The following is a 23,194-nucleotide window of genomic DNA, read 5'->3' on the forward strand; positions in this document are numbered from 1 at the left end:
GTTACACCCCTTTGTCCGCTAGCGCGAGCTCTGCGTCGAGCAGTTCGAACAAATCCGCACCCGTGGCATTGGCCACGTCATCGGGAACGTCCGTTTCGTTCGATACGCTAGCACTTGGTGATTCGTCCTGAGTTGCGCCGACTGGTCCCAACAAATCCAAGAGACTCTTAGATAAATCTGCGAGGTTCGCGTAAGTAAATAACAAAGTCGCCGGTAATCGCACGCCAAATTCGCTTTCCAATCGATTTCGCACTTCGAGACTCAATAAGGAATCCACGCCGAGAGTTTGAAACGGTGCAAGTCGGCCAATGCGGTCGGGCGGCAATTTGAGCACGCGCCCCAGCAAGTTGCGCACGTGCGCCTCCACCATTTCGGGTCTGTCTTTTGGCGCGGCGGCTGCCAAGCGTTGCTGCATCGGGTATTCGACCGCCGCCGCTGGCACGGGTATCGCTCCATCCGTTCGCCCTTGCAATTCGCGGAACAGCGGCGCATCCGATAGATGAGGAAATACGTCCAACCATTGCCGGAGAGAAAAATGCATGACGACGATGTTCGGCTGCGGGTGCGCGATGAGCTTGGCAAGCGCGTGCAATCCTTGCGCAGGTGCCAATCCACTGAGCCCGCTTTCGCTGAGCCGCTCTTGTGCGTCTTGTCGACGAGCCATTCCCACCGAAGCAAATGCGCCCCATTGAATGCTCGTACAAGGCAGGCCTTGCCCTTGTCGCCACAGCGCCATCGCATCCAAAAATGCATTCGCTGCCGCATAACTGGCTCGACCGACGAGGCCGAGCAATGCAGAAGCAGACGAATAAAGAATGAAAAAGTCCAGGCTCGACCCGCGACTCAAATCATGCAAATGCCAAGCCCCATGGACCTTCGCTGCAATGACCGAATCGAATTCGTCCTTGCCGAGCTCCGACAGGGGAACCGTTTTTCCTGGTATGCCTGCAGCATGAATGATGCCTCGCAAAGGCGGCCCATCTTCCGATATCGCCTGAAATAGGGACGATACATCGGCGCGACGGGTCACGTCGCCTTGCATGATTCGAATACGCGCTCCCGCTGCCTCCATCTTTTGAATTGCCAGCCGCGCTTCATGAGAAGGCGTCTGGCGTCCGACGAGCACGAGATGGCGTGCGCCCGATTCGACCATCCATTGTGCTACCGAAAGCCCGAGCCCTCCCAATCCTCCTGTAATGAGATACGTGGCATGCTCGAGGAGGCGGACATTCGACGCCGATTCTACGATTCGCGTGTGCTCGAGCCGCGCAACGTACCGGCCATCGCTCCTTAGAGCCACGGAAGATTCGCCGTCTGCCGTTTCGAGCTCGCGAGCAAAATGGCGCGCTTCGTCTGCGTGAATGGTGGGGTTTAGGTCAATGCATACACACCGTAGCTCGGGGTATTCAATGGTAAGGGTGCGACCAAGGCCCCACAGAGGCGCCTGCGCTGGGTTCGATACCGCGGCACCACCAGCCGGCACCGCTCCACGCGTCACGAGCCATAGGGGAGGTTTGTCACGCCAACCATGGCGAAGGAGCGCCTGCACGAAACAAGTCGCCCCCCAAAACCCTCGAATTTGGTCGCGTTGCAAAGTTTCTTCCGTGGTCGACTCCGGCGCACCGTGATCGAGTGCGAATAAATAGACGATGCCGAGGCAATCACGACCTTCCGGAAATGCTTCTCGCAGGAGCGAACGATAATGCTCCACTTTTTGAGGATCGAGCGTATAGAAAGTAGATCCGCGCCGCTCGTATTCGTCGCCTGCCCGAACGTGAATCCAATCGATGTTCTGCGCGTCGAACGAGGCCCCGAGCTTTTCACCGACGCCGCTGTCGTCGGTGAAGACAAGCCATGCGCTACCAGGCCGCGACGATGCCGTCGCGCGCTCTTTGATTTCGTGCTTGTGCCAATTTACCGAATAAAGAAGATCGTCGAGCGGATCGCGTGCCGGCGGAGCTTCCTGCACGTGCGCGTTCGCCTCTTCGATCCAATATCGCTCGCGCTGCCACGCATACGCCGGCAATGTAACGACCTGCCCTCGCTCGCCGAGGAGCTTTTGCCAATTCACCTTCAGCCCTTCGGCCCATAACGCTCCAAGTGCTTCCAGTAAAGAACGACGCTCGTCGCCTTGCCGTCGCAACGTGGGCACCATCAATGCGTCGACGTTTTTCGCGGAGGCGCATTGCTGCAGATTGGCCAACAAAACCGGATGAGGTGCCATTTCCAAGAAAATACGGTACCCATCGTCGAGCGCAGCGTCGACGGCTGCCGCAAAGTCCACGGTATCTCGAACGTTGTGCCCCCAGTACGCAGCATCCAAGTCGTTCTCGGCCAACCGATGACCCGTGACCGAGCTATACATTGGCAATACCCCGCGGGCCATTTCGATGCTACCCAGCTCGGCGACCAATTCGCTCGCAAGCGGGGTCATTTGCGGGCTATGGAACGCGTAATTCACGCGCAGCGGCCGCGTAGCGACGCCACGTCGCCCGAGCTCGGCAACGACTGCATCGAGTGCACGGGTTTCTCCGGACAATACAACCGACGAGGGATCATTGATCGCGCCAATCGACAGCTCGTCTTCGCGTCCTGCAATGATTTGCATTGCTTCTTTTGCGGAGAGCGCGGCCCACGCCATTTTCCCGTTTCCGGTTGCTTTTTGCATGATGTTGCCACGCAAAACCACGAGCCGCACGGCTTCTGCAAGCGAAAGCGAGCCGCAAATATGAGCTGCTGCAATTTCACCCACGCTATGGCCGATGACCGCGTGGGGCGTGATCCCCCATGACTCGAAGAGCGCACCGAGCGCAACTTGAACGGCAAAAATGGCGGGCTGGGCAATGACGGTTTCTCCAAGCCGCGACCCGTCTTCCTTCGCCGAGAGCTCGTCGTGCAATGACCATGGGACATATTGGCGCAAGAGCAAATCGATCTCTTCTAGTTTGGCATGAAATACGGGTTCGTCCTTGTCGAGCTGCCGGCTCATCGTTGCCCATTGCGATCCCTGCCCAGAAAATACATAGACGATTCGGGCGTCGTCCGGCGGCCTCGTTGGTCCTCGCGCCACCCCCGACATCACGTCCCCTCGGGCGAACGCGGCTAGCATTTCGGCGAATTCTTCGTGCGTGCGTGCAATGGTGGCAAGACGGTGCTCATGGTGGCTACGGCGAGCGCTTGCCGTAAAGAATATATCGTGCAGCGCGACGTCTTTTGTATTGACGAACCAGTCGGCATACGACTTTGCCATTGCCGAAAGCGCCTGCGGAGTCTTTGCCGAGAGCGGCAACATGTGCCAGGATACCCGTTCGATATCGGTGGCGGACGGTTGTGCAGGGGCCTCTTCCAAAATGATGTGCGCATTCGTTCCGCTCATTCCGAAAGAGCTAACTCCAGCTCGTCTTCGCTTATTACCGCGTGGCCACGGTCGAGGTTCCGCAGGTATCGCAAAGGGTGTAGCATCCATGGAAATGCGTGGATTCAGCGCACGAAAATGCAAATTGGCTGGCACGACTTCGTGCCTGAACGATTGTATGATTTTAATGAGTCCCGCTACGCCTGCTGCCGATTCCAAATGGCCAATGTTCGTTTTCACGGCGCCGAGCACACAAGAGGAACCATCCGCTCGCGGACTGCCAAAAATGGCACGAAGCGCGTCAGCCTCGATGGGATCCCCGAGAGGTGTACCCGTTCCGTGCATTTCGATGTATCCGATATCGTCGGGCCCCAACCGAGCGTTTTCGAGCGCCTGCCGAAGAAGCGCCTGCTGAGCCAGCACATTGGGGGCCGTCAGGCCCGTCGAGCGACCGTCTTGATTCATGGCCGACCCACGAATCAGCGCCAGGATGCGGTCTCCGTCGCGCATTGCATCGGAATACCTCTTCAGGACGACCATCCCGCAGCCTTCACCACGCACGTAGCCATTTGCACGAGCATCCAGCGTTTTGCACCTTCCGTCCGGCGACAATGCTCGCATGGCCGACAGCATGACCATATTTTCCCAAGAGAACAGCGCATTGACTCCGCCCGCAATGGCCAAGTCGCTCTCCCCATTGAGGATGCTTTGACGCGCCAAATGTATCGCTACGAGTGACGAGGAGCAGGCTGTATCGAGTGCCACGGCCGGCCCTTGCAAACCAAGCACGTACGATACCCTTCCCGCCGCAGTCGATAACATCGTGCCCGTTGCACCATAAGCATCCAGATGTTCGGGATGGCTCAATACAACGCGTTGGTAATCGAGGGCGGTCACGCCGACGAATACACCGGTCTTGCTTCCGACCAATTGATCGGGTGGCAGGCCTGCATTCTCCAGTGCTTCCCACGAAACTTCGAGCAGCATTCGTTGTTGCGGATCGAGCGCCTCGGCTTCTCGCGGGGATATTCCAAAAAATGCCGCATCGAATTTATCGATTCCATCGAGCAACGCTGCATATTTTGCCCCAGAATGGGTTTCCGCAATCGTACCAAGACGCCATCGGGCCGGCATGACCTCGCGTACGGCGTCCACTCCGTCCAGCAGCGCGTGCCAAAATGCTTCCGGGTCCGAGCCGCCTCCGGGGAATCGGCATGCTTGCCCAATGATGGCAATGCAATCGTCGTCATGCACAACGACGGCGCTCTTTGCGGCTACGACGGTCTCGGATTGCGGCACGGCCGAAAATCCGCCTTCGACCAACAAAAATGGCGTCAATGCTTCGATGTGCGGATAAGTGAATAACAATGTAGCGGGCAGCTTCGTCCCAATCGTCCTTTCCAGCCGATTGCGGAGCTCCAAGCTCATGAGTGAATCGACACCGAGCGTGCGAAACGGAGCCTTTCGGTCGATGCGGCTCGGGTCGACTTGCAGGATGTGGCCCAATTGCGTGCGGAGATGCTCCTCCAAGATGCTCGCACGTTCTGCATGTGGACTGGCTTCGAGTGTCGCTCGCAAGCTCGACGTCGCCGTGGTCTCGGGCGCGTCGCGTGTCGGTTTGCCGTCGATTTCCGACCAAAATGGTTGTCCTGCGAGTTGTGGGAAGAAGTCCAGCCATTGGCGCAAATCGAAACGCAGCACGCCCACTTCCGTACGCGGGCGTTCGAGCAATCGTTGCAGCGCGTGGTTTCCTTCGTCCGGCGAAAGTCCCTCGATGCCACGGTTTGCAATGCGCTCACCGCGATTTTGATGCGCTGCCGCCATGCCGACTTCGGTAAACGGTCCCCAATGAATGCTCGTCCCAGCGAGCCCCATTGCGGCGCGAGCGTGGGCAAGCGCATCCAAAAAAGCGTTGGCAGCTGCATAATTACCTTGGCCGGGCGAGCCAATCAATGATGCTACCGACGAATACAAAACGAAAAAATCCAACTTCTGGTCGAGTGTGAGTGAATGCAGATTCCACGCGCCATCGACCTTGGGTGCAAACACCCGCTCGACATGGTCCGCCGTCAATTCGAGGATCGTTCGATCTTCGACAACCCCTGCAGCGTGCACGATGCCCCGTAGCTCGGGCATGCGCTCGCGAATCGTGCGAAGTGCCGTCGAAAGGGCCTCTGCGGATGAAACATCGCATTGCAAAACGACGACATTCGCCCCGGAACCTTCCATGGTCGCTATCGCCTTTTGCGTCGCTTCCGAAGGACCTCGCCGTCCCATGAGCGCTACGTGACGTGCGCCCGCACGGACGAGCCATTGCGCCACGGACAACCCCAGCCCCCCGAGACCCCCCGTAATGAGATACGTAGCGTTTTCGCGCACGGAAAAATTCGCGGCGATGGCATCGGTCACATGCGCCCGCACGAGTCGTGCAACGAATTCACCGTCACGACGAAGAGCAATTTGGTTTTCCGTGGCATTGGATTCGAATTGGCGTGCGAGGGCCGCGGCCGCGTCGAAATCCCGTGATGCGTCCAAGTCGACGCATGTGCAATCGAGCTCGGGATGCTCGATCGTGATCGTCCGTGCGAGGCCCCAAACCGGCGCTTGTGCAACGGAAACGGCGCGTGCCTTTTGCCCCACTGCAATCGCTCCGCGGGAGACGAGCCAAAGGCGAGGTTTGTCGCGCCAGTTTTGTCGCACGAGCGCTCGTGCTAGATGAAGTGCGCTGACGGTGCATCGAATTCGCATCGCTTGCAGCGCGAGGCCATTCGTTTGCTCCCAATCGGGTGCATCGATGTTGAAAAGGTGGATGACTCCGGTCAATGCCGGTGCGTCTCGAGCAGCATTCTGCAAAACGGCTTCGTAGTCGCCTGGCTGGGAAATATCGATGCGGAAATGATGCTTTCCAAGCATTGCATAGGAATCCCCGGCCTCCACACGAATGCACGTTGCTCCGGATTTTTGCAGATGAGCGCAGAGGTCGTCACCGAGGCCCGCTCGGTCCATGAACATCAACCATGCGCCGCCCGACGCCCGCGGTGTAGGTCCTGCATTCGGGGCCGGTTTCGGTCTCCACGCAATCGAATAAAGCAATTCGTCCAGGCTGCTTCTATCTGATATATTCTTGGACTTGAATGTTGGACCATCAATCCAATGCCGTTGCCTATGCCAGGGGTACGTTGGCAGTGCGACGACGCGTCCGTCGCGTGCTTGTAGCTTTTCCCATTCGACATCCACGCCTGCCACGTAAAGCGCGCCCAATGCTTCGAGTATTGCGTGACGTTCCTTTTCATGCCGGCGCAACGTGGGCACGAAACGCGCGTAGGCGTTCGACGTATTCGCGCATTCCTGCAAATTCGACAAAAGAACGGGATGCGGACCGACTTCGACGAATACACAAAACCCATCTTGAAGCGCACTCCGTACGGCGCCTGCGAAATTCACCGTGGATCGCACGTTGCGTCCCCAGTAATCGGTGGTCAATCGTTCCCCGTCGATCCGCGTTCCCGTGACGGTGCTGAAAAGGGGGATTGCCCCGCTTTTCGCTCGGAGGGCGTCCAACGATGCAACCAATTCCCGCGCCAGGGGATCCATTTGGGGACTATGGAATGCATAGTTTACCCTCAGGGGGCGTGTGGCCACGCCACGCTCGTCGAGCTGGGCGACGACCGTGTCGAGCGCCGTGTTTTCCCCAGATAACACAACCGACTTGGGATCGTTGATCGCGGCGATCGCAAGCTCGTTCTCCAGCCCGGACAATGCCTCGGACACTTCGTCGGCCGGTAATGCAGCCCAAACCATCTTTCCGCGTCCGGTCGCTTTCTGCATGATTTGGCCACGTCGAGCCACGAGCCGCACTGCATCTTCGAGGGACAACATTCCGGCCACGTGAGCGGCGGCAATTTCACCGACGCTGTGCCCAATGGCGGCGCCGGGCTGAATACCCCATGATTCGAGCAGTCTTGCCAGACCAACTTGAATTGCGAACAATGCAGGCTGTACGATTTCGGTTTCACCCAGTCGGGATTCATTTTCCGGTGCGCGCAATTCAGCCAACAAGGAGAAAGAAACATACCGCCGCAACAGCGTGTCGATTTCTTCCAGCGTGGCACGGAAAATCGGCTCGTGTTCGAGCAATTCCATGCCCATTGTCGCCCATTGCGATCCTTGACCCGAGAATACGAAAACCACACCCGACGCGTTCTGTGGCGCAGCCTGACCTTGAACGACGCCGCGGGGGACTTCTCCCCGGGAAAAGGCTCCAAGCAGCGTTGCAAACTCTTCGCGTGCTCGCGCAACGATGGCGAGCCGATGCGGGTGATGGGTTCGGCGGACGCTCGCCGTGTACACCACGTCGGAGAGCGCCGCGTGGTTTGCCTCGGCAAACCATTCTGCGTAAGACCGCGCCAAAGCCACGAGCGATTCGGTTTTCGCTGCCGATAGCGGTAGCAGAAACGAAGAAAAGCTTTCGGATGACGGCCCTGATGCTTCCTCCGGGGCTTCTTCCAAAATCACGTGCGCATTCGTGCCGCTCATGCCAAAGGAGCTCACGCCGGCACGACGCCTTTTGTTTTCGCGTGGCCATTGTCTATTCGCCGTCGCCAAGACGAGCGCCGTGTCGTCGATATCGATTCGCGGATTCAGCGTTCGGAAGTTGCCATTCGCAGGTATCATCGAGCGCCGGAAAATTTGCGCGGTTTTGATGATGCTCGCGACCCCGGCTCCCGCCTCGAGATGGCCGATGTTCGTCTTGACGGCACCAATGATGCATGCGGATCCATCGGCGCGAGGCGTACCGAAGACTGCGCGCATCGCGTCGATTTCAATGGGATCTCCGAGCGGCGTTCCCGTTCCGTGCGCTTCGACATAGCCAATTTCTTCCGGGGCGACCCCACTGGTCGCCAACGCCGTTCGTAACAACGTTTCCTGCGCCAATACATTGGGCGTCGTGAGTCCCGTCGAGCGCCCGTCCTGGTTTACCGCCGAACCGCGAATGAGCGCCACGATGGGATCTTTGTCCCGCCGCGCATCCGCCAGCCTCTTCAGCACAAGTACGCCACAGCCTTCGCCCCGAACATACCCATTGGCTGTCGCATCGAACGTTTTGCAACGACCATCCGGCGACAAGGCTCGCGTTTTTGCGATTTGCTCCATCGTTTCAGGCGATAGAATCAGATTGACTCCGCCCACAATGGCAAGATCACATTCGCCCGTTCGCAAGCTATGGCTTGCAAGGTGCGTTGCGACGAGCGACGACGAGCAGGCAGTGTCGACGACCAGACTCGGTCCTTGGAGCCCGAGCGTGTAGGAAAGTCTTCCTGCGGGAAAAGAATGGCCATTGCCGGTGACGCTATAGACGTCTTGCTGGTCCGCGCCGGCGTTCGCATTGACCAGCGCATAATCGTTCGTCATCATTCCAAGAAAAACGCCTGTGCGACTGCCCATCAGTCGAGGCGGAATCACGCCGGCTGCTTCGAGCGCCTCCCAGGTGACCTCGAGCAAGAGTCGTTGCTGCGGGTCGAGTCGCGTTGCCTCGCGTGGCGAAATGCCGAAAAATTCCGCATCGAATTGGTCGACGTGCTCGATGAATGCACCCCATCGGATCGCCCGCGACATTGGATCGTCCGTTGCCACGTCAATGGCCCAGCGATCAGGGGGTACCTCGGTGACGGCATCCAGGCCCGCTTCCAATGCTTGAGAAAACCGCTCGGGTGTATTGCCACCGCCAGGAAATCGGCAAGCCATGCCGATGATGGCAATCGGTTCCGAGCGCGCTCGTGTGAGTGTTTCGAGCTTTGCTTTGAGCTGGTTGATCGTGACGAGTGCGTCTCGTAAACGAGAGCGATACTCTTCGATCCCCGCGCTCATACAAGTCCCTGATCCTTGATGTCGGTCATGGACGCGTCGAACGCAGCCAGCAATTCATCATCGGTGGACAAAGACGAAGTCTCGGGTACTTCGACATTCGAATCTGCGACGGGCGCGGGCGCCGCCGTCGGCTGCTCCGCCGTTTGCGTGCAACGATCGAACAGATGCTTCACGAGCGTGGCGCCATTTGGATAGGTAAACAGGAGCGTCGCCGGCAGCTTCAATTCCAAACTCGTCTCCAATCGATTGCGAAGCTCGAGGCTCGTCAACGAATCCATTCCGAGGCTCGTGAGCGAGGCGGTAAGGTCTACCCGACTCGGATCGAGATGCAATACGTTCGCCAAAATATGGCGAATGTGGCTCTCGATGATGGCCACTTGCTCTTTTGCTGGTTTTCCTTCGAGCGAGTGTCGCATGCTCGCGGATTGCTTCGACATCGAAGAAGTGCTCGAGCGTTCCTTGCGCAGCTCCATCCAGAATGGCGATTTGGCCGCAGACAAATGAACATCGAGCCAACGACGCGCATCGAACCGAAGAACGGCGACCTCGCCGACGGACGATGCTCCCAGTCGAGACACGGTTTCATGTCCTTCGGCAGGGGAGAGGCTTTCCAAACCTCGTTGCGCCAGCCGCGCGCCTCGATTTTCTTGGACTACGGCCATCCCAATTTCATTGAATGGGCCCCATTGAAAACTCATCGCCGGCAGTCCTGCCGCGCGGCGTGCTCGACAGAGCGCATCCACAGCAGCATTGGCAGCTCCATAATTCGCTTGGCCAGATGAACCTATGACGCCGGCAACGGAAGAATAAACGACGAAGAAATCGAGCGCATTGCCGACGGTCAGCTTGTGCAGGTGGTACGCACCAATCAACTTCGGCGCGAGCACGCTGCGCATTTCGTCCGCGGTGAGCTCCAAAATCGTGTGATCAGCAAGAACGGCGGCTGCATGCACGATACCGCGTAGCGGAGGTAACGTTTCTTCCATTTGGCGCAGAATCGCATCCACGTCGGCACGTTGGGAAACGTCGCCTTGGAGCACGAGGATCCGCGCCCCCATCTCCTCCATCGATCGAATGCGACCAGCGGCATATTCATCGGCACCGCGGCGTCCTACCAATGCGAGATGGCGCGCGCCTTGCTGCACCATCCATTCCGCGAATGACAAACCGAGTCCGCCGAGACCACCGGTAATCAAATACGCTGCGTCCGCCGCGATGGCCAGGGGCTCTTCCAAAGCTGGTCGCAATGAGCTCCTAGCAAACCGAGCTACATGACGACCGTGTTTACGCAAAGCAATTTGATCCTCTTGATCCGCTGAAAGCACCTCGTCGATCAAAGCGCGCGACGCCGCTGAGCTGTCATCGGTCGGATCGAGATCGACACGCGAGCAATCGAAATCGGGGTGTTCGAGCGCCACCGTACGCGCCATTCCCCAGATTGCCGCTTGCGCAATCGATCCCGGACCATCGCGCGGATCAACCGTCTGGGCGCCCTGGGTGACCAGCCAAAGACGAGGCATGGTGCGCGTGGCTCGCCGAATGATCGCCTGAACGGTATGTAGCACGCTAATGCTTCCTATTTGCTGGTCAGCCAAGAGCGATTCAGGCGTCGTTTCATTCCAATGCGCGCTGTCGAGCGCCCCCATATGCACCACATTGCGGCACGCCGCGTGATTGCCGTAAGCATCCTCGAGCACCGCCAAGTAATGCGCAGGGTTTGCTGCATCGATTTGATACCAATCTTTGCGCTGTTCCCATTCCTTGCCAAATTGCACGTGCACGACCCATTCGCCGCGTTGTCTCAGCAAGTCGACGAACGTAGCGCATACGGCTCCTTCGCCTCCGAGCACGAGCCATCCGCCGCCGGATCCCTGCTTCGTGACCGATGTCAACGCGCGGCTGCGCCGACGCCATTCCAGGCGGAAGGTGCAATCGTCGAGCCAATGGTGCCGATCGACCGATCTGGCGGGCATTGGGCGCAAGACGAGCCCTTCGACCACGATGGCGACGCTTCCATCATTCGCCAAGATGCACACGTCCCCACTGATTGCGCTCGCATCACACGAGCGAATACGGCCAAGCACGCTCGCATCTCGATCGATCGAACGCAGCACCCGCACGTGGTCGATGCTCGTGGGCACGAACGTCTTGGCAGCATCTCCGAGCAAGTGAATGCCGAGGGCTGCGAGCGATTGAAATGCGCCGTCGAGCAATACCACGGTGGTCATGTGTAGGTCGTCGGAGCCCGATTCCGTGCATCGCAACTTGGCGAGCACTTCCTCGGTACCCAGAGACAACTCTTGCACGACGCGAAATGCCGGACCATAACGTAAGCCCAGCGTGGCCATTCGCTGATAATGATCTGCACCGCTCGAACGGACGCTGCAGCGCGCGGCCACGGTGTCGATTGCGTTTACGAGGTCATCGAGCAAGGAGCTGGGAGTGTCGATGGTGGTGAGCGTGCCGGAAACATTCTTCGCCCAACGCCCGCCGCTCGCGCGGCTGGAAACGCTGAATGAAATGTTTTTTCGACCGTCGGATGTCCAGTCCAATTGAATGGTTTTCCGCTCGTCGGCATGAAATGAAAGCATACGCTCGAAACCAATGTGCCGAATGAAATTGGTTTCTGGATAATGCGTCGCGCCGGCAGCGAGCGCCATGGCCACATACCCCGCCGCTGGAAATATCGCTTCCCCATCCACGACGTGATCATGGATGAACGCTGGTTCATCGGTATTCATGGTGCGTTGCCACGTATACGATCCGGGGCGATTGGCGGATTCTATGCAAACACCAAGAAACGGGTGCACATCCTCCGCCGCGAAGTGCGCGACGCCACTGGTGGGAGGTAGCGTATTCGTATTCGACGCAATCCAGTGCCGTTGCCGTTGCCATGGGTAGGTCGGCAGCGGTACGCATCGTCCACCGCTCGGTATCAGTCGGCTCCATTCTGGCGAGCAGCCGCGTGTATACAGTGTGCCCACGGCATCAAGGAGCATTCGCAGTTGGTCCTGATTGCGACGCATCGCAAATACAGCCGTCCCATCGGCTCCTTTGGCCGCCAGGCATTGCAGAACGTTGGCCGTGAGCACCGGGTGCGGTCCTACCTCCAAAAATAGCTTGTACCCATCACGAATGGCAGCCCCCACGGCACCCGCGAAGTTCACGGCTTCTCGAAGACTACGCCCCCAGTAGTGTACGTCGAGCTCTTTGCCATCCACGCACTCACCGAGCAACGTGCTGTACATGGCAAGCGTCGCGCGCCTGGCATCGACCCGGACCAATCGGTCCACCAGCTCGCGACCCAAAGCATCCATCTGTGGGCTATGAAATGCGTAGTTGACGCGCAAGGGACGCACCGAGACCCCACGTTTTTCACATCGCAGCGCGACGTCGTCCAGCGCCGAGGATTGTCCAGACAGAACCACCGAATTCGGATCGTTGATCGCTGCAATCGAGACTCGGTCTTCGTAACCCGATAATATCGAATTCGCCTCATCGGGCGTCAAATCCACCGATATCATCTTTCCCATGCCGGTTGCTTTTTGCATGATCCGGCCGCGGAGCGCTACGAGGCGAATGGCTTCGTCCAGCGAAAGGATACCCGCGATGTGAGCGGCGGCAACTTCGCCCACGCTATGCCCAATCATGGCATCGGGCGGGATTCCCCAAGAGCGAAGCATTTCGACGAGCGCTACTTGCACCGCAAACAGGAGCGGCTGAGCAACTTGCGTTTCGGATATCCGACTCATTCCCTCGGGGGCATCGAGCTCGTCCAGAATGCTCCAGCCAAGACGCGGCGTCATCAAATTGTCACAGGTGTCGATGACCGACCGAAACGACGAATCCGTTTCATAAAGCTGCCGGCCCATACCCAACCACTGCGATCCTTGCCCCGAAAAGATGAATACCACCTTGGCTCGCGCCGGCGTCGATTTGCCCTGAGCCACGCCCGATGGAATTTCGCCGCGCAAGTATCCGTCCAATAGTTTGACGATCTCTTCGCGGGAATTGCCGACCGCCGTGAGTCGGTGGTCGTAATGGCTGCGACGCACGCTTGCGGTATGCACGACGTCGCGCAAGCGCACGTCGGTGGGCATGTTCGTGAGGTAGTCACGGTATGCCGATGCCAAACTACGCAATGCATCTGGGGATTTAGCGGACAAGGGCAACAAAAGGGCCGAACCTTCGGGCGAAAGGTCCTCCTCGACGCTCAGCGGCCATTCTTCGAGAATCGCATGCGCATTCGTGCCGCTCATTCCGAAAGAGCTCACGCCTGCGATTCGCCGCTTCATGCCCGTCGTCCAGGGCAGGGTTTCTTCGGGAAATACAAATGGTGTGGATTCGATCCTGATTCGAGGATTGAGCGTTCGGAAATGTATGTTCCGCGGAATGACACCTCGGTGCAGGATGAGCGCCGTTTTGATGATCCCAGCGACGCCTGCCGCTGCTTCCAAATGCCCCACGTTCGCCTTTACCGCGCCGAGCACGCACGGCGAGCCGCTCGGCCGTGGGGCGCCGAGCACTTCACGCAGCGCTTCCACTTCAATGGGATCGCCGAGCGGAGTTCCCGTGCCGTGCGTCTCGACATACCCAATATCGGCCGCTGCCACGCGCGCGCTTGCAAGCGCCTGCATGAGCATGGCTTGTTGGGCCAGGACGTTCGGCGCGGTGAGCCCCGTGGATCGACCATCTTGATTGATGGCCGAACCGCGGATGACAGCAATGATCGGGTCACCATCTCGCTCCGCGTCAGACAGGCGTTTGAGCACGATGATGCCGCATCCTTCGCCGCGCACGAAACCATTGGCCGTCGCGTCGAACGATTTGCACCTGCCATCGGGCGACAATGCTTGCGTCTTGGCATATTTTCGCGATGTCGATGGCACGAGCATCAAATTGACGCCGCCCGCGATTGCAAGGTTGCATTCACCATTGCGCAAACTTTGACTGGCAAGGTGCACTGCGACGAGCGATGAAGAGCAAGCCGTGTCCACCGCGACGCTCGGACCCTGAAAACCGAACGTGTACGACACCCGTCCAGCAGGAAAACAGTGACCATTGCCGGTCGTCGTATAGGTATCCTCTTGCGCCGGACCTGCCGAGGCACTGAGCTCGGCATAATCATTGTTCATGATGCCGAGGAAAACACCCGTTCGACTGCCCACGAGCCGCTCTTGAATTTGTCCGGCCCGTTCGAGCGCTTCGAAGGTAACTTCCAGCAAGAGCCGCTGTTGTGGGTCCATTTTCGACGCTTCACGCGGCGAAATGCCGAAGAATTGCGCATCGAATAAATCGACGCTTTGCAAAAACGCGCCCCATCGAACAGCTCGAGCTTCCGGATCCGTCGGCTGATCCGATTCGAGGAGCCATCGCTCCGGCGGCACCTCCGTGACGGCGTCGACGCCATCGACGAGCAGTTGGAAAAAACTCTCCGGAGTATCGCCGCCTCCAGGAAACCGACATGCCATCCCGATGATGGCAATCGATTCGGTGCGCGCACGCTCGAGCGCCTCGAGCTTGCCGCGTAATTTTTGAATCGTGACGATCGCACGTTGCATCGACGACAAATTCGATGCAGGCGCCGAATCATCCTCGGAAAAACCTGCCGCTGGGACATCGACGCGCCTCGTCGTCACTGCAGGTAATCCTCCGATCTGGCCAGTTCTTCCTCGAGCAGCAGTTCGGCCTCGGCTGCCGACATTTGTCGAATGGTAACCGTCGTCCTCCCGCCTTCCGTTGCCGCCTTGTTCGACGATTGCTCACTCGTTCTCGTGGAGCTTACCTGTGGAAGGGGTCCGGTATCCGACGCGCGTTGCCTGCTGCCAAAAAGATTCAATCGTTCGAGCAGGTAATCGGCGAGCGATGCTGGATTGGGATAGGTAAACAGCAAGGTGGCCGAAAGCCGCACACCCAGGCTCGACTCGAGTCGGTTGCGCAATTCCAGGCTGAGGAGCGAATCCATTCCAAGGCTCGTGAACGACGAAAGCCGGTCGATTCGGTCGATGTCGAGCCGCAACACCTGCCCTACGTGTTCCATGATGTGAAATTCGAGCGCGGCCAGGCGTTCGGAGATCGGCCGCCGTTCGAGCGATTGCCTGAACGACATTCGACTCGACGAAGGTTGATCCAGAGATTTTTTCTCGCGCTGCAATTCGGACCAAAATGGGCTTGCAGCCACTTGGGGGTAAAACTCGACCCACTGATGGACTGCCAGGCGCAGAATACCCACTTCGGCACGTGGTCGCTCGAGAAGCCGAGCGAATGCAAAAAGTCCCTGGGCCGGCGTCAAGCTATCGATACCTCGATACGACAGTCGCTGTCCACGAGTGCTCTGCATCGCTGCCAGTCCGACGTCGGCGAAGGGGCCCCAATGAATGCTCGTACCAGCCAAACCCAGGCGCCTTCGGGTATGAGCCAATGCGTCCAAGAATGCATTGGCTGCGGCATAATTGGCCTGTCCCGGTGCCCCCAAGAGCGAGGCAACCGACGAATACAATACGAAGAAATCGAGCGTCTTGTCGGACGTCAGCGCGTGCACGTGATACGCGCCGGCCACCTTCGGTTCCAATACACGACCGAAACGTTCGGCATCCATTTCGAGGAGCGTTCTGTCATCGAGAATGCCCGCTGCGTGCACGATGCCTCGCAGGGGCGGGAGCTGCTCTTCTACCGAATGCAGCATTTCTTTTGCCTGCTCGGCATTGGAAATGTCGGCTCGAGCCACGAGCACCTTCGCTCCGGCGCGTTCCATTCGCGCAATTTCCTCGCGCGCGGCCTGCGACGGTTCACTTCGCGATACCAGGGCGATATGCCGTGCGCCTTCTTCGATCATCCAATGCGCCAAGGAAAGGCCAAGACCACCCAGACCACCCGTGATCAAATACCCTGCATCCGGGAGAATACGACTACGAGACCGTTCTGCTGGCAAAATCCGCGTCATGGGATCGCTCATGTCCAGCACGATTTTTCCAATATGCTTCGCTTGGGCCATGAACCGGAACGCCGCTTGCAGCTCGTCGGCTGGAAAAACCCGCAATGGCAGAGGCAGAAATACCCCCATGTCGAAGAGCTGCACGACCTCGCGCAGCAGCGCACCGAGCAGGGCAGGACGTTCTTGTGCCATTCCCGAAATGTCGACGGGGGCAAAAGAAACGCTACGGCGAAGTGCGGGCAATTGAGCATTCTGATAGATGTCGCGCCGACTCAATTCCAAAAATCGACCATACGGTGCAAGCAGCTCGAGGCTTCTGGTGCGCGCGTCGCCCGTGAGCGTATTGAGCACGACGTCGACGCCTTGTCCCGCTGTCTTGTCGAGCACTTCGTCGCCAAATGACAAAGACCGGGAGTCCATGACGTGTTCGATACCAATCGACCGCAAATAGGCACGCTTTTCTTCGCTCCCGGCGGTGGCGTAAATATCCGCCTGGAGCACTCGGGCCATCTGAATCGCAGCCAATCCCGTGCCGCCGGTTGCCGTATGAATCAAAATGCGCTCGTCGTGCCCGAGTCGCGCGAGTTTATTGAGTGCATAATAAACGGTCATGAAAACGACGGGAATGGATGCCGCTTCGACAAAAGACAATTTTGCAGGCTTCGGGGCTACGAATTCCGCAACGACCGTCACGTGCGAAGCAAGCGCACCCGGCGCAAAAGCGACGACCTCTTGCCCAAGCGCGAAGCCTTCGACACCTGGGCCGATGGCGACGATTCGTCCGGCGCATTCCATCCCAAAATGCAAAGGATCGCCAGAAGCCGCCGGAAGCATCCCCAACGACTTCATGACATCCGGAAAGTTGAGCCCGGCAGCTTCGACTTGAATCTCGACTTCCCCCAGCCCAGGAGCCTTCCTCGACGATTCGCGGAAAACCAGTTGTTCGAGCGTCCCAACCTCGCCACTTTCGACTTGGTAGGGCCTCCCATTCGCTGGCGCCAGCGGAAGCTTCATTTCCGAAGCGTCGCCAGCCTCGAACGAGCTCTTTACGAGCCGGGCAACGAAACGCCCCTCTTTACGATATGCAACTTGATCCTCCCGGCTCCGCGCTGAAATCTCTCGCCACAAAAGCGAACCCTCGTCCGAGCTTCGCACCGGATCCATATCGATCCGCGTGCATTCGAGCTCGGGGTGTTCGAGCGCAACCGTGCGTCCCATTCCCCACAATGTCGCTTGCGAAACGCATAGCGGCATTCCCATCGGATGAATGGCTTGCGCCCCGCGCGTCACGATCCATAGCCGCGGCATGTCCCTCCAGCCCTGACGAGCTATGGCTTGCACGAGGTACATGACGCTGAGACAACCGCGTTCGACGTCGTGATGGATGGTTTCCGACGTCGTCGTTTCCCAAGTCGCCGAATCGAGTGCAAATAGATGAACAATGCCTTTGCACCCGACTTCGCGGCCAAACGCTTCACGCAAGAGCTTTTGATAGTGCTCCGCATTCCCGGGCTCGATTTCGTAAAGCCCCGCTTCGACCCGGGCGAACCGTGTTCCCGGACGAACGCGCACGCATGCTTCGCCACGCGCGACGAGCAAAAAGGACATCGAAGCGGCCGTGCCACCCTCATCGATGAAAAACAGCCACGCGCTCGGCCCAGCGGGGGCCTTGACGCGAGCCGTTTCGGCGTCCAACTCCTTTTTGCGCCATTCAATTGCGTACACTGCATCATCGAGCGCCGTCGCGGATGCCGTTTTGCTGCCCTCGAGGTGGCTGATGCGCAATCCATTGACTTCCGCAAGAACCCGGCCTTCGGCATCGATGACGAAAACATCCCCTGCTCGGTTGAGTCCGTCGTTGCTCGGCTGCAATTGTGCGTGCACCCAAACGTCCGTGCCGAGCGAACGATGCAGTCGCAACCGGTCCACTCGAGAAAGCACGTAGGTGCCGGTGATTTCATCCGCCGTGGCCAGGTGCCCACCCATGAGCACTTGAAAGCAGGCGTCGAGCAAAGCGGGATGCACCTGATACTTGTCTACGGCAGCGAAATGGTCGGGATGCAGAAAACAACGAGCAAGCGATTCTTGCTGATTGTACCACATCGTGTCGACCCCACGGAAACTCTTGCCATAGGAGAGCCCACCCTGCTCCATGAATGCGTAGAATTCGTTCGAGCTCACGACCGTGGGGCAACGAGCCTGAATGACGCGGGGGCGATCGCGTGCGATACGTGCCGTGGAGACGCCCATTCCAATTCGGATTTTCCCCGTTGCGTGCTCCACCCACGCCGATTCCCCAAGCTCGCGGCTCGATACGCGAAATGATGCACGATCGGGAGCGTCGTCGATCAGCACGAATTGAACACGCCTGTCGAGCTCCTTGGCAATGGGCAGCATTCGCTCGAACGAAACGTCCTCGACCAGTGTCGGCGTGCTCCCGTGCAGCTCTGCAGTTGCAGCGAGCGCCATTTCGACATAACCTGCGCCAGGAAAAACCGCATCCCCTCGTACGCGGTGGTCACCGAGGTACGGCAAGGTGCCTACGCTGAGCGAATTTTCCCAGATGTGCAACGTCGGCTCGATGGAAAGCACGAGTGCTGCCCCGAGCAGCGGATGAGCATCCGGGTCGACGAGCGGAATCGTCGAATGATGCCGCGACGACGGCAAGCGCGAACGGACGTCGTCGAGTAGCCAGTAGCGATCCTTCTGCCAGGGATACGTCGGTAATGTCACGCAACGCCCACCGCGCGGATAAAGCCGATTCCACGATAGCTCGTGGCCATGCACGTGCAGCGCCCCGAGCGCATCGACCATGCACCGCCGTTCCACTTCGTTGCGGCGCAGTGACGGAATGGCAGCACCTTCTTTCGACAACTCGCGCAGCGTGTCTTCGATCGAATGCACCAAGACGGGATGCGGGCTTATTTCCAAAAACAAGGTTTGTCCTTCGGAAATCGCCTGACCAATGGCTTGGCCAAAAAGCACCGGAGCACGCAAGTTCTTCACCCAATAGGACGCATCGAGATCTGGGCCGACAATGAGCTCTCCGGTGACCGTCGAGCGCATTTTCAAGGCAGCAGAACGCGGTTGCAGCCCTTCCAATGCGAGCGCGAGGTCGGGCAACAATTCATCCATTTGTGGGCTGTGCGATGCCACATCGACCTTGATGCGTCGGAAGAAAACGCCCCTCTCATCGAGTTTCGCAAGTACGTTTTCGAGCGCCGTGGGATCGCCGGAAAGCACGGTGGCTCGAGGTCCATTGCTCACAGCCACGCTGACCTGCCCGGCGTGCCCCTCGAGAAAACGCTCGGCTTCCGTCATCGTGAGCTCGACGGTCGCCATTGCGCCGAGACCCGCAACGCGTTTCAAGAGCTTGCTGCGCCGGCAAATGATGCGGGCCGCATCTTCCAAGGAAAGCACCCCCGCAACATGCGCCGCCGCAATCTCGCCCATGCTATGCCCAATGACGCAGTCCGGTTCGACTCCCCACGAGCGCCACAAGGCCGCGAGCGCCACCTGAATGGCGAAAAGCAGCGGCTGAACGACTTCGATGCGCGAGATCTGCGAGCGGACGTCGTCGGCATGTAACTCGTCGATCGTCGAAAAGCCCGACTCGCGCCGCGTGATCGCATCGCAAGCTTCGATGATTTCGCGAAAAATGGGTTTTTGCGCGAAAAGGGTCCGTCCCATGCCGACCCATTGCGAACCCTGTCCAGGAAAAACGAAAACCAAACCGGGTTGACCGCCGATCGGCGTTATGCCTGCGCGGATCGCCGGATGCTCCTTTCGTTCGGCAATGGCTCGCAGGCCCTCGACGATTTCGGAGTGGACGCGTCCAATGGCCACGGCGCGTGCGCGATGGTGCACGCGGCGTACGCTCGACACGTAACAAATGTCCGTCAGTGGTACGTGTGGATTGCGCTCCATGAATGCGGCAAGATTGCGAGCCGCATCGCGCATGGCGAGGTCGATCTGACCCGATACCGGCAAGAGGTGTACGTACCCCTCGCGGTATTCCCGCTCCGCTTCTTGGCGATTGATGACCTGCGCGCCGTGCACGAACATCGTGCCCACGGCTTCTCGAATGGCTCGCCCCTCGTCCTCGTTGCGCCACATGGCGGCAATGGCAGCGCATGTATCCGACTTGTCGGCATGCTGCAGGCATTCTTCAATCGATTGCTTGACGATGGGGTGCGGCGCCACCTCGAGAAACAATTCGATGCCGTCGTCGAGCAACGTCTGAATTGCGGACGCAAATAGCACCGGCTCACGTAGTTGGCGCGACCAGTACGTGACGTCCAGCTCTTCACCTCGAATGTGACGACCCGAAAGGCTCGAGACAATGGGCACTCTTGAATTCGCCGGGCGGAGATCCAAGAGGTGCCGAGGCAATTCTTGCGTCAAATAGTCCATTTGGGGCCCGTGCACGGCCACGCCCGTTTGCACGGTCCGACTGAACACCCCGCGAGCAATGAACGATGCTCCCAATCCCGCGAGCGCACCGCCATCACCAGCAAACACGGTCGACTTGGGACTCGCGGCAATTGCGCAATGAATTCGGCCCCCGGAATTGGCCGCGATCTGTTGCGCCTCCGCCCAATCCACAGCCGCAAGAAGCATGATGCCCTTGCCTACCGACTTTTGCACCTGCTTCGATTGCCGAGCGATGATGCGTGCCGCATCCTCGAGTGACAGAGCACCCGCGACGTGCGCGGCGGAGACTTCACCAATACTATGACCAACCACGACCGAAGGTTCGATACCCAAATCGCCCAATAAATTCGCGAGCGATACTTGAAACGCAAAAAGCACGGGCCACATGACGTCGATTCGGTCAGCCGTGGCCCGCGGACAACCTGCCAATATTTCGTCGAGCACGGACCAATCGAGATACGGTCGCAGTATGCGATCGCAGCGTACGATGGCCGAGCGGAACGCAGGCTCGGAATGCACCATCGACCGTCCCATGCCGGTCCATTGAGATCCCTGGCCCGAAAATACCCACGCCAGCCGCTTTTGCTCGCGCGTGTGGCCACGAAATATCCCGCGCCCCTCGGCGCCAATGCGCACTTCCTCGAGTCGCTGCGCCAGACCGCTCGCCGTGCTCGCCACCACGGCAATACGTTGACCAACACCCTTCGTCGGACCGTGAATGACTCGTTCGCCCGGCCCATCGTCGCGACGAACCTCTTCGAGCGTCATCTCGATGGCCGCATCGAGCGATGCATCCGACCCTGCCTCGAGGAGCGCCACGGATGCCGTCGGGCGCGGCATGCTCTCCAAAATCACGTGCGCGTTTGTCCCGCCGTACCCAAACGAGCTAATGCCAGCGCGACGCCGTTCTCCGTCTCCGGCCGGCCAAGGCTGCACTTTGGTCACGACGCGCAAGCGCAGCGCGTCGAAATCGATGTTCGGGTTGGGGGTTTGGTAATGCAAACTCGGCGGCAGCTCGTCATGGTGCATTGCGAGCGCCACCTTCATGAGCCCCGCAACGCCAGCCGCTGCTTCGAGATGGCCCAGGTTCGTCTTGACAGAACCTATGTGAAGGAACCTGTCCGGCGGCATTTCCACGCCAATGATCGTGCCGAGCGCCTTGGCTTCAATCGGATCCCCAAGCGGAGTGCCCGTCCCATGCGCCTCGACGTAGTGTAATTCCCCTGGTGAAATCCCGGCGGCCTGGCATGCGTCGAGGAGCATTGCTTCCTGCGCCTTGGGATTCGGTGCGGTCAGCCCATTGCTTGCACCGTCGTTATTGACGGCGCAGCCGCGAATGACGGCATAGATCCGATCCCCATCCTTCAATGCGTCGGACAAACGCTTGAGCAATACGATGCCCGCTCCTTCACTACGCACGTACCCATTGGCCTGCGCATCGAATGTCCGACAGCGCCCGTCCGGGCTCATCGCATTGAGCTTCGTGAACCCCATCGTCGTCTCGGGTACGAGCATCAAGCTCACGCCACCCGCAATGGCGATCGACGACTCACCGCTTCGCAAACTCTGACACGCCAAGTGCATCGCGACGATGGACGACGAACACGCGGTATCCACCGTCATGCTCGGCCCCTGCAGCCCCAGCACGTACGACACGCGATTGGCAATGATGCACGCCGCACCACCCGTGCTCGTATGCGACGTGATCGCTTCCCACCCCGCGCGATCTTGCATGAGCGCGTGATCCATGAACAGCGCCCCGATGAACACGCCCGTGCGGCTGTCCTTTAGCGATGGCGGCGCAATGCCTGCATCCTCGAGCGCCTCCCAAGTCACCTCGAGCGTCAATCGCTGCTGCGGATCCATCTGCACCGCTTCTCGCGGCGATATCCCAAAAAATTGCGGATCGAATTGATCAATCCGATCGAGGAACCCTCCCCATCGGGTATTGAGCTTTCCTGCGACCGCGGTGCTCGGATCGTAAAGCGCCGCCGCATCCCAACGATCCCGCGGAACCTCCGTGATCGCATCCACGCCGCCCTGCAATAGTCGCCAATACGCCTCGAGATTCGGCGCCTTCGGAAAGCGACACGCCATGCCAACAATCGCGATGGGCTCGCTCGAGTTTGTCGCAATGGGCGCAGGTGGCGGCAGCGTCGAACGCGGCGCGACCGACGGCGGGTCCTCTGTCAAGTGCTTCGCAAGCGCTCGCGGCGTCGGGTATTCCCACACCAGCATCGGCGAAACCGGTCGACCAAGATGCTGCGACAAGTCCGCGATGAGCCGCATCGCGCCGAACGAATCGAGCCCGTAACGGTGAAACCGCTCCCGCGGATCAACCGCACGCGCATCCATCCCACGCGCATCCGCGAGACGCGATACGAGCCAAACTTCGAGGTCATCTGCGTTGGGGAAACTCATCGCCGCGCAACCAAACCCCGCTTCCTCGATGCCCGCACTCGCCCGCCATCTCAGCTCGCCCCTTGCAATCCGTCACGTGAAAGAAGCACTTGCGAACCCTCACCAGCAAACTCCATAGCCTGCCCTAGAAGCCTATCCCTAGCAGCATTCCAAGCATCTGCCTTTTTGAGGCATCGTGTACT

At 59.1% G+C, this 23,194-nt stretch carries 3 protein-coding genes; all 3 read right to left on the minus strand.

What is annotated here, in order from left to right; all coding sequences use genetic code 11:
- Window position 1: 1 nt before the first annotated feature.
- From IPM54_16485 to IPM54_16495, 3 genes are read right to left on the minus strand one after another with little or no spacing between them, the layout of a single operon-like run.
- Window positions 2–9,223 (minus strand): SDR family NAD(P)-dependent oxidoreductase, encoded by a 9,222-nt coding sequence (locus IPM54_16485; protein MBK9261388.1) that lies wholly within the window; start codon window positions 9,221–9,223, stop codon window positions 2–4.
- Window positions 9,220–14,862: a type I polyketide synthase gene (locus IPM54_16490; GenBank protein MBK9261389.1), complete on the minus strand. Its 5,643-nt coding sequence runs from the start codon at window positions 14,860–14,862 to the stop codon at window positions 9,220–9,222. Before IPM54_16490 ends, IPM54_16485 begins: the two co-directional genes overlap by 4 nt.
- The gene (locus IPM54_16495) at window positions 14,859–23,012 is read right to left on the minus strand and encodes an SDR family NAD(P)-dependent oxidoreductase (protein MBK9261390.1); all 8,154 of its coding nucleotides are present in this window, start codon (window positions 23,010–23,012) and stop codon (window positions 14,859–14,861) included. Before IPM54_16495 ends, IPM54_16490 begins: the two co-directional genes overlap by 4 nt.
- Window positions 23,013–23,194: the final 182 nt, after the last annotated feature.

Source organism: Polyangiaceae bacterium, from assembly GCA_016715885.1.
Lineage (GTDB): Bacteria > Myxococcota_A > Polyangia > Polyangiales > Polyangiaceae > Polyangium.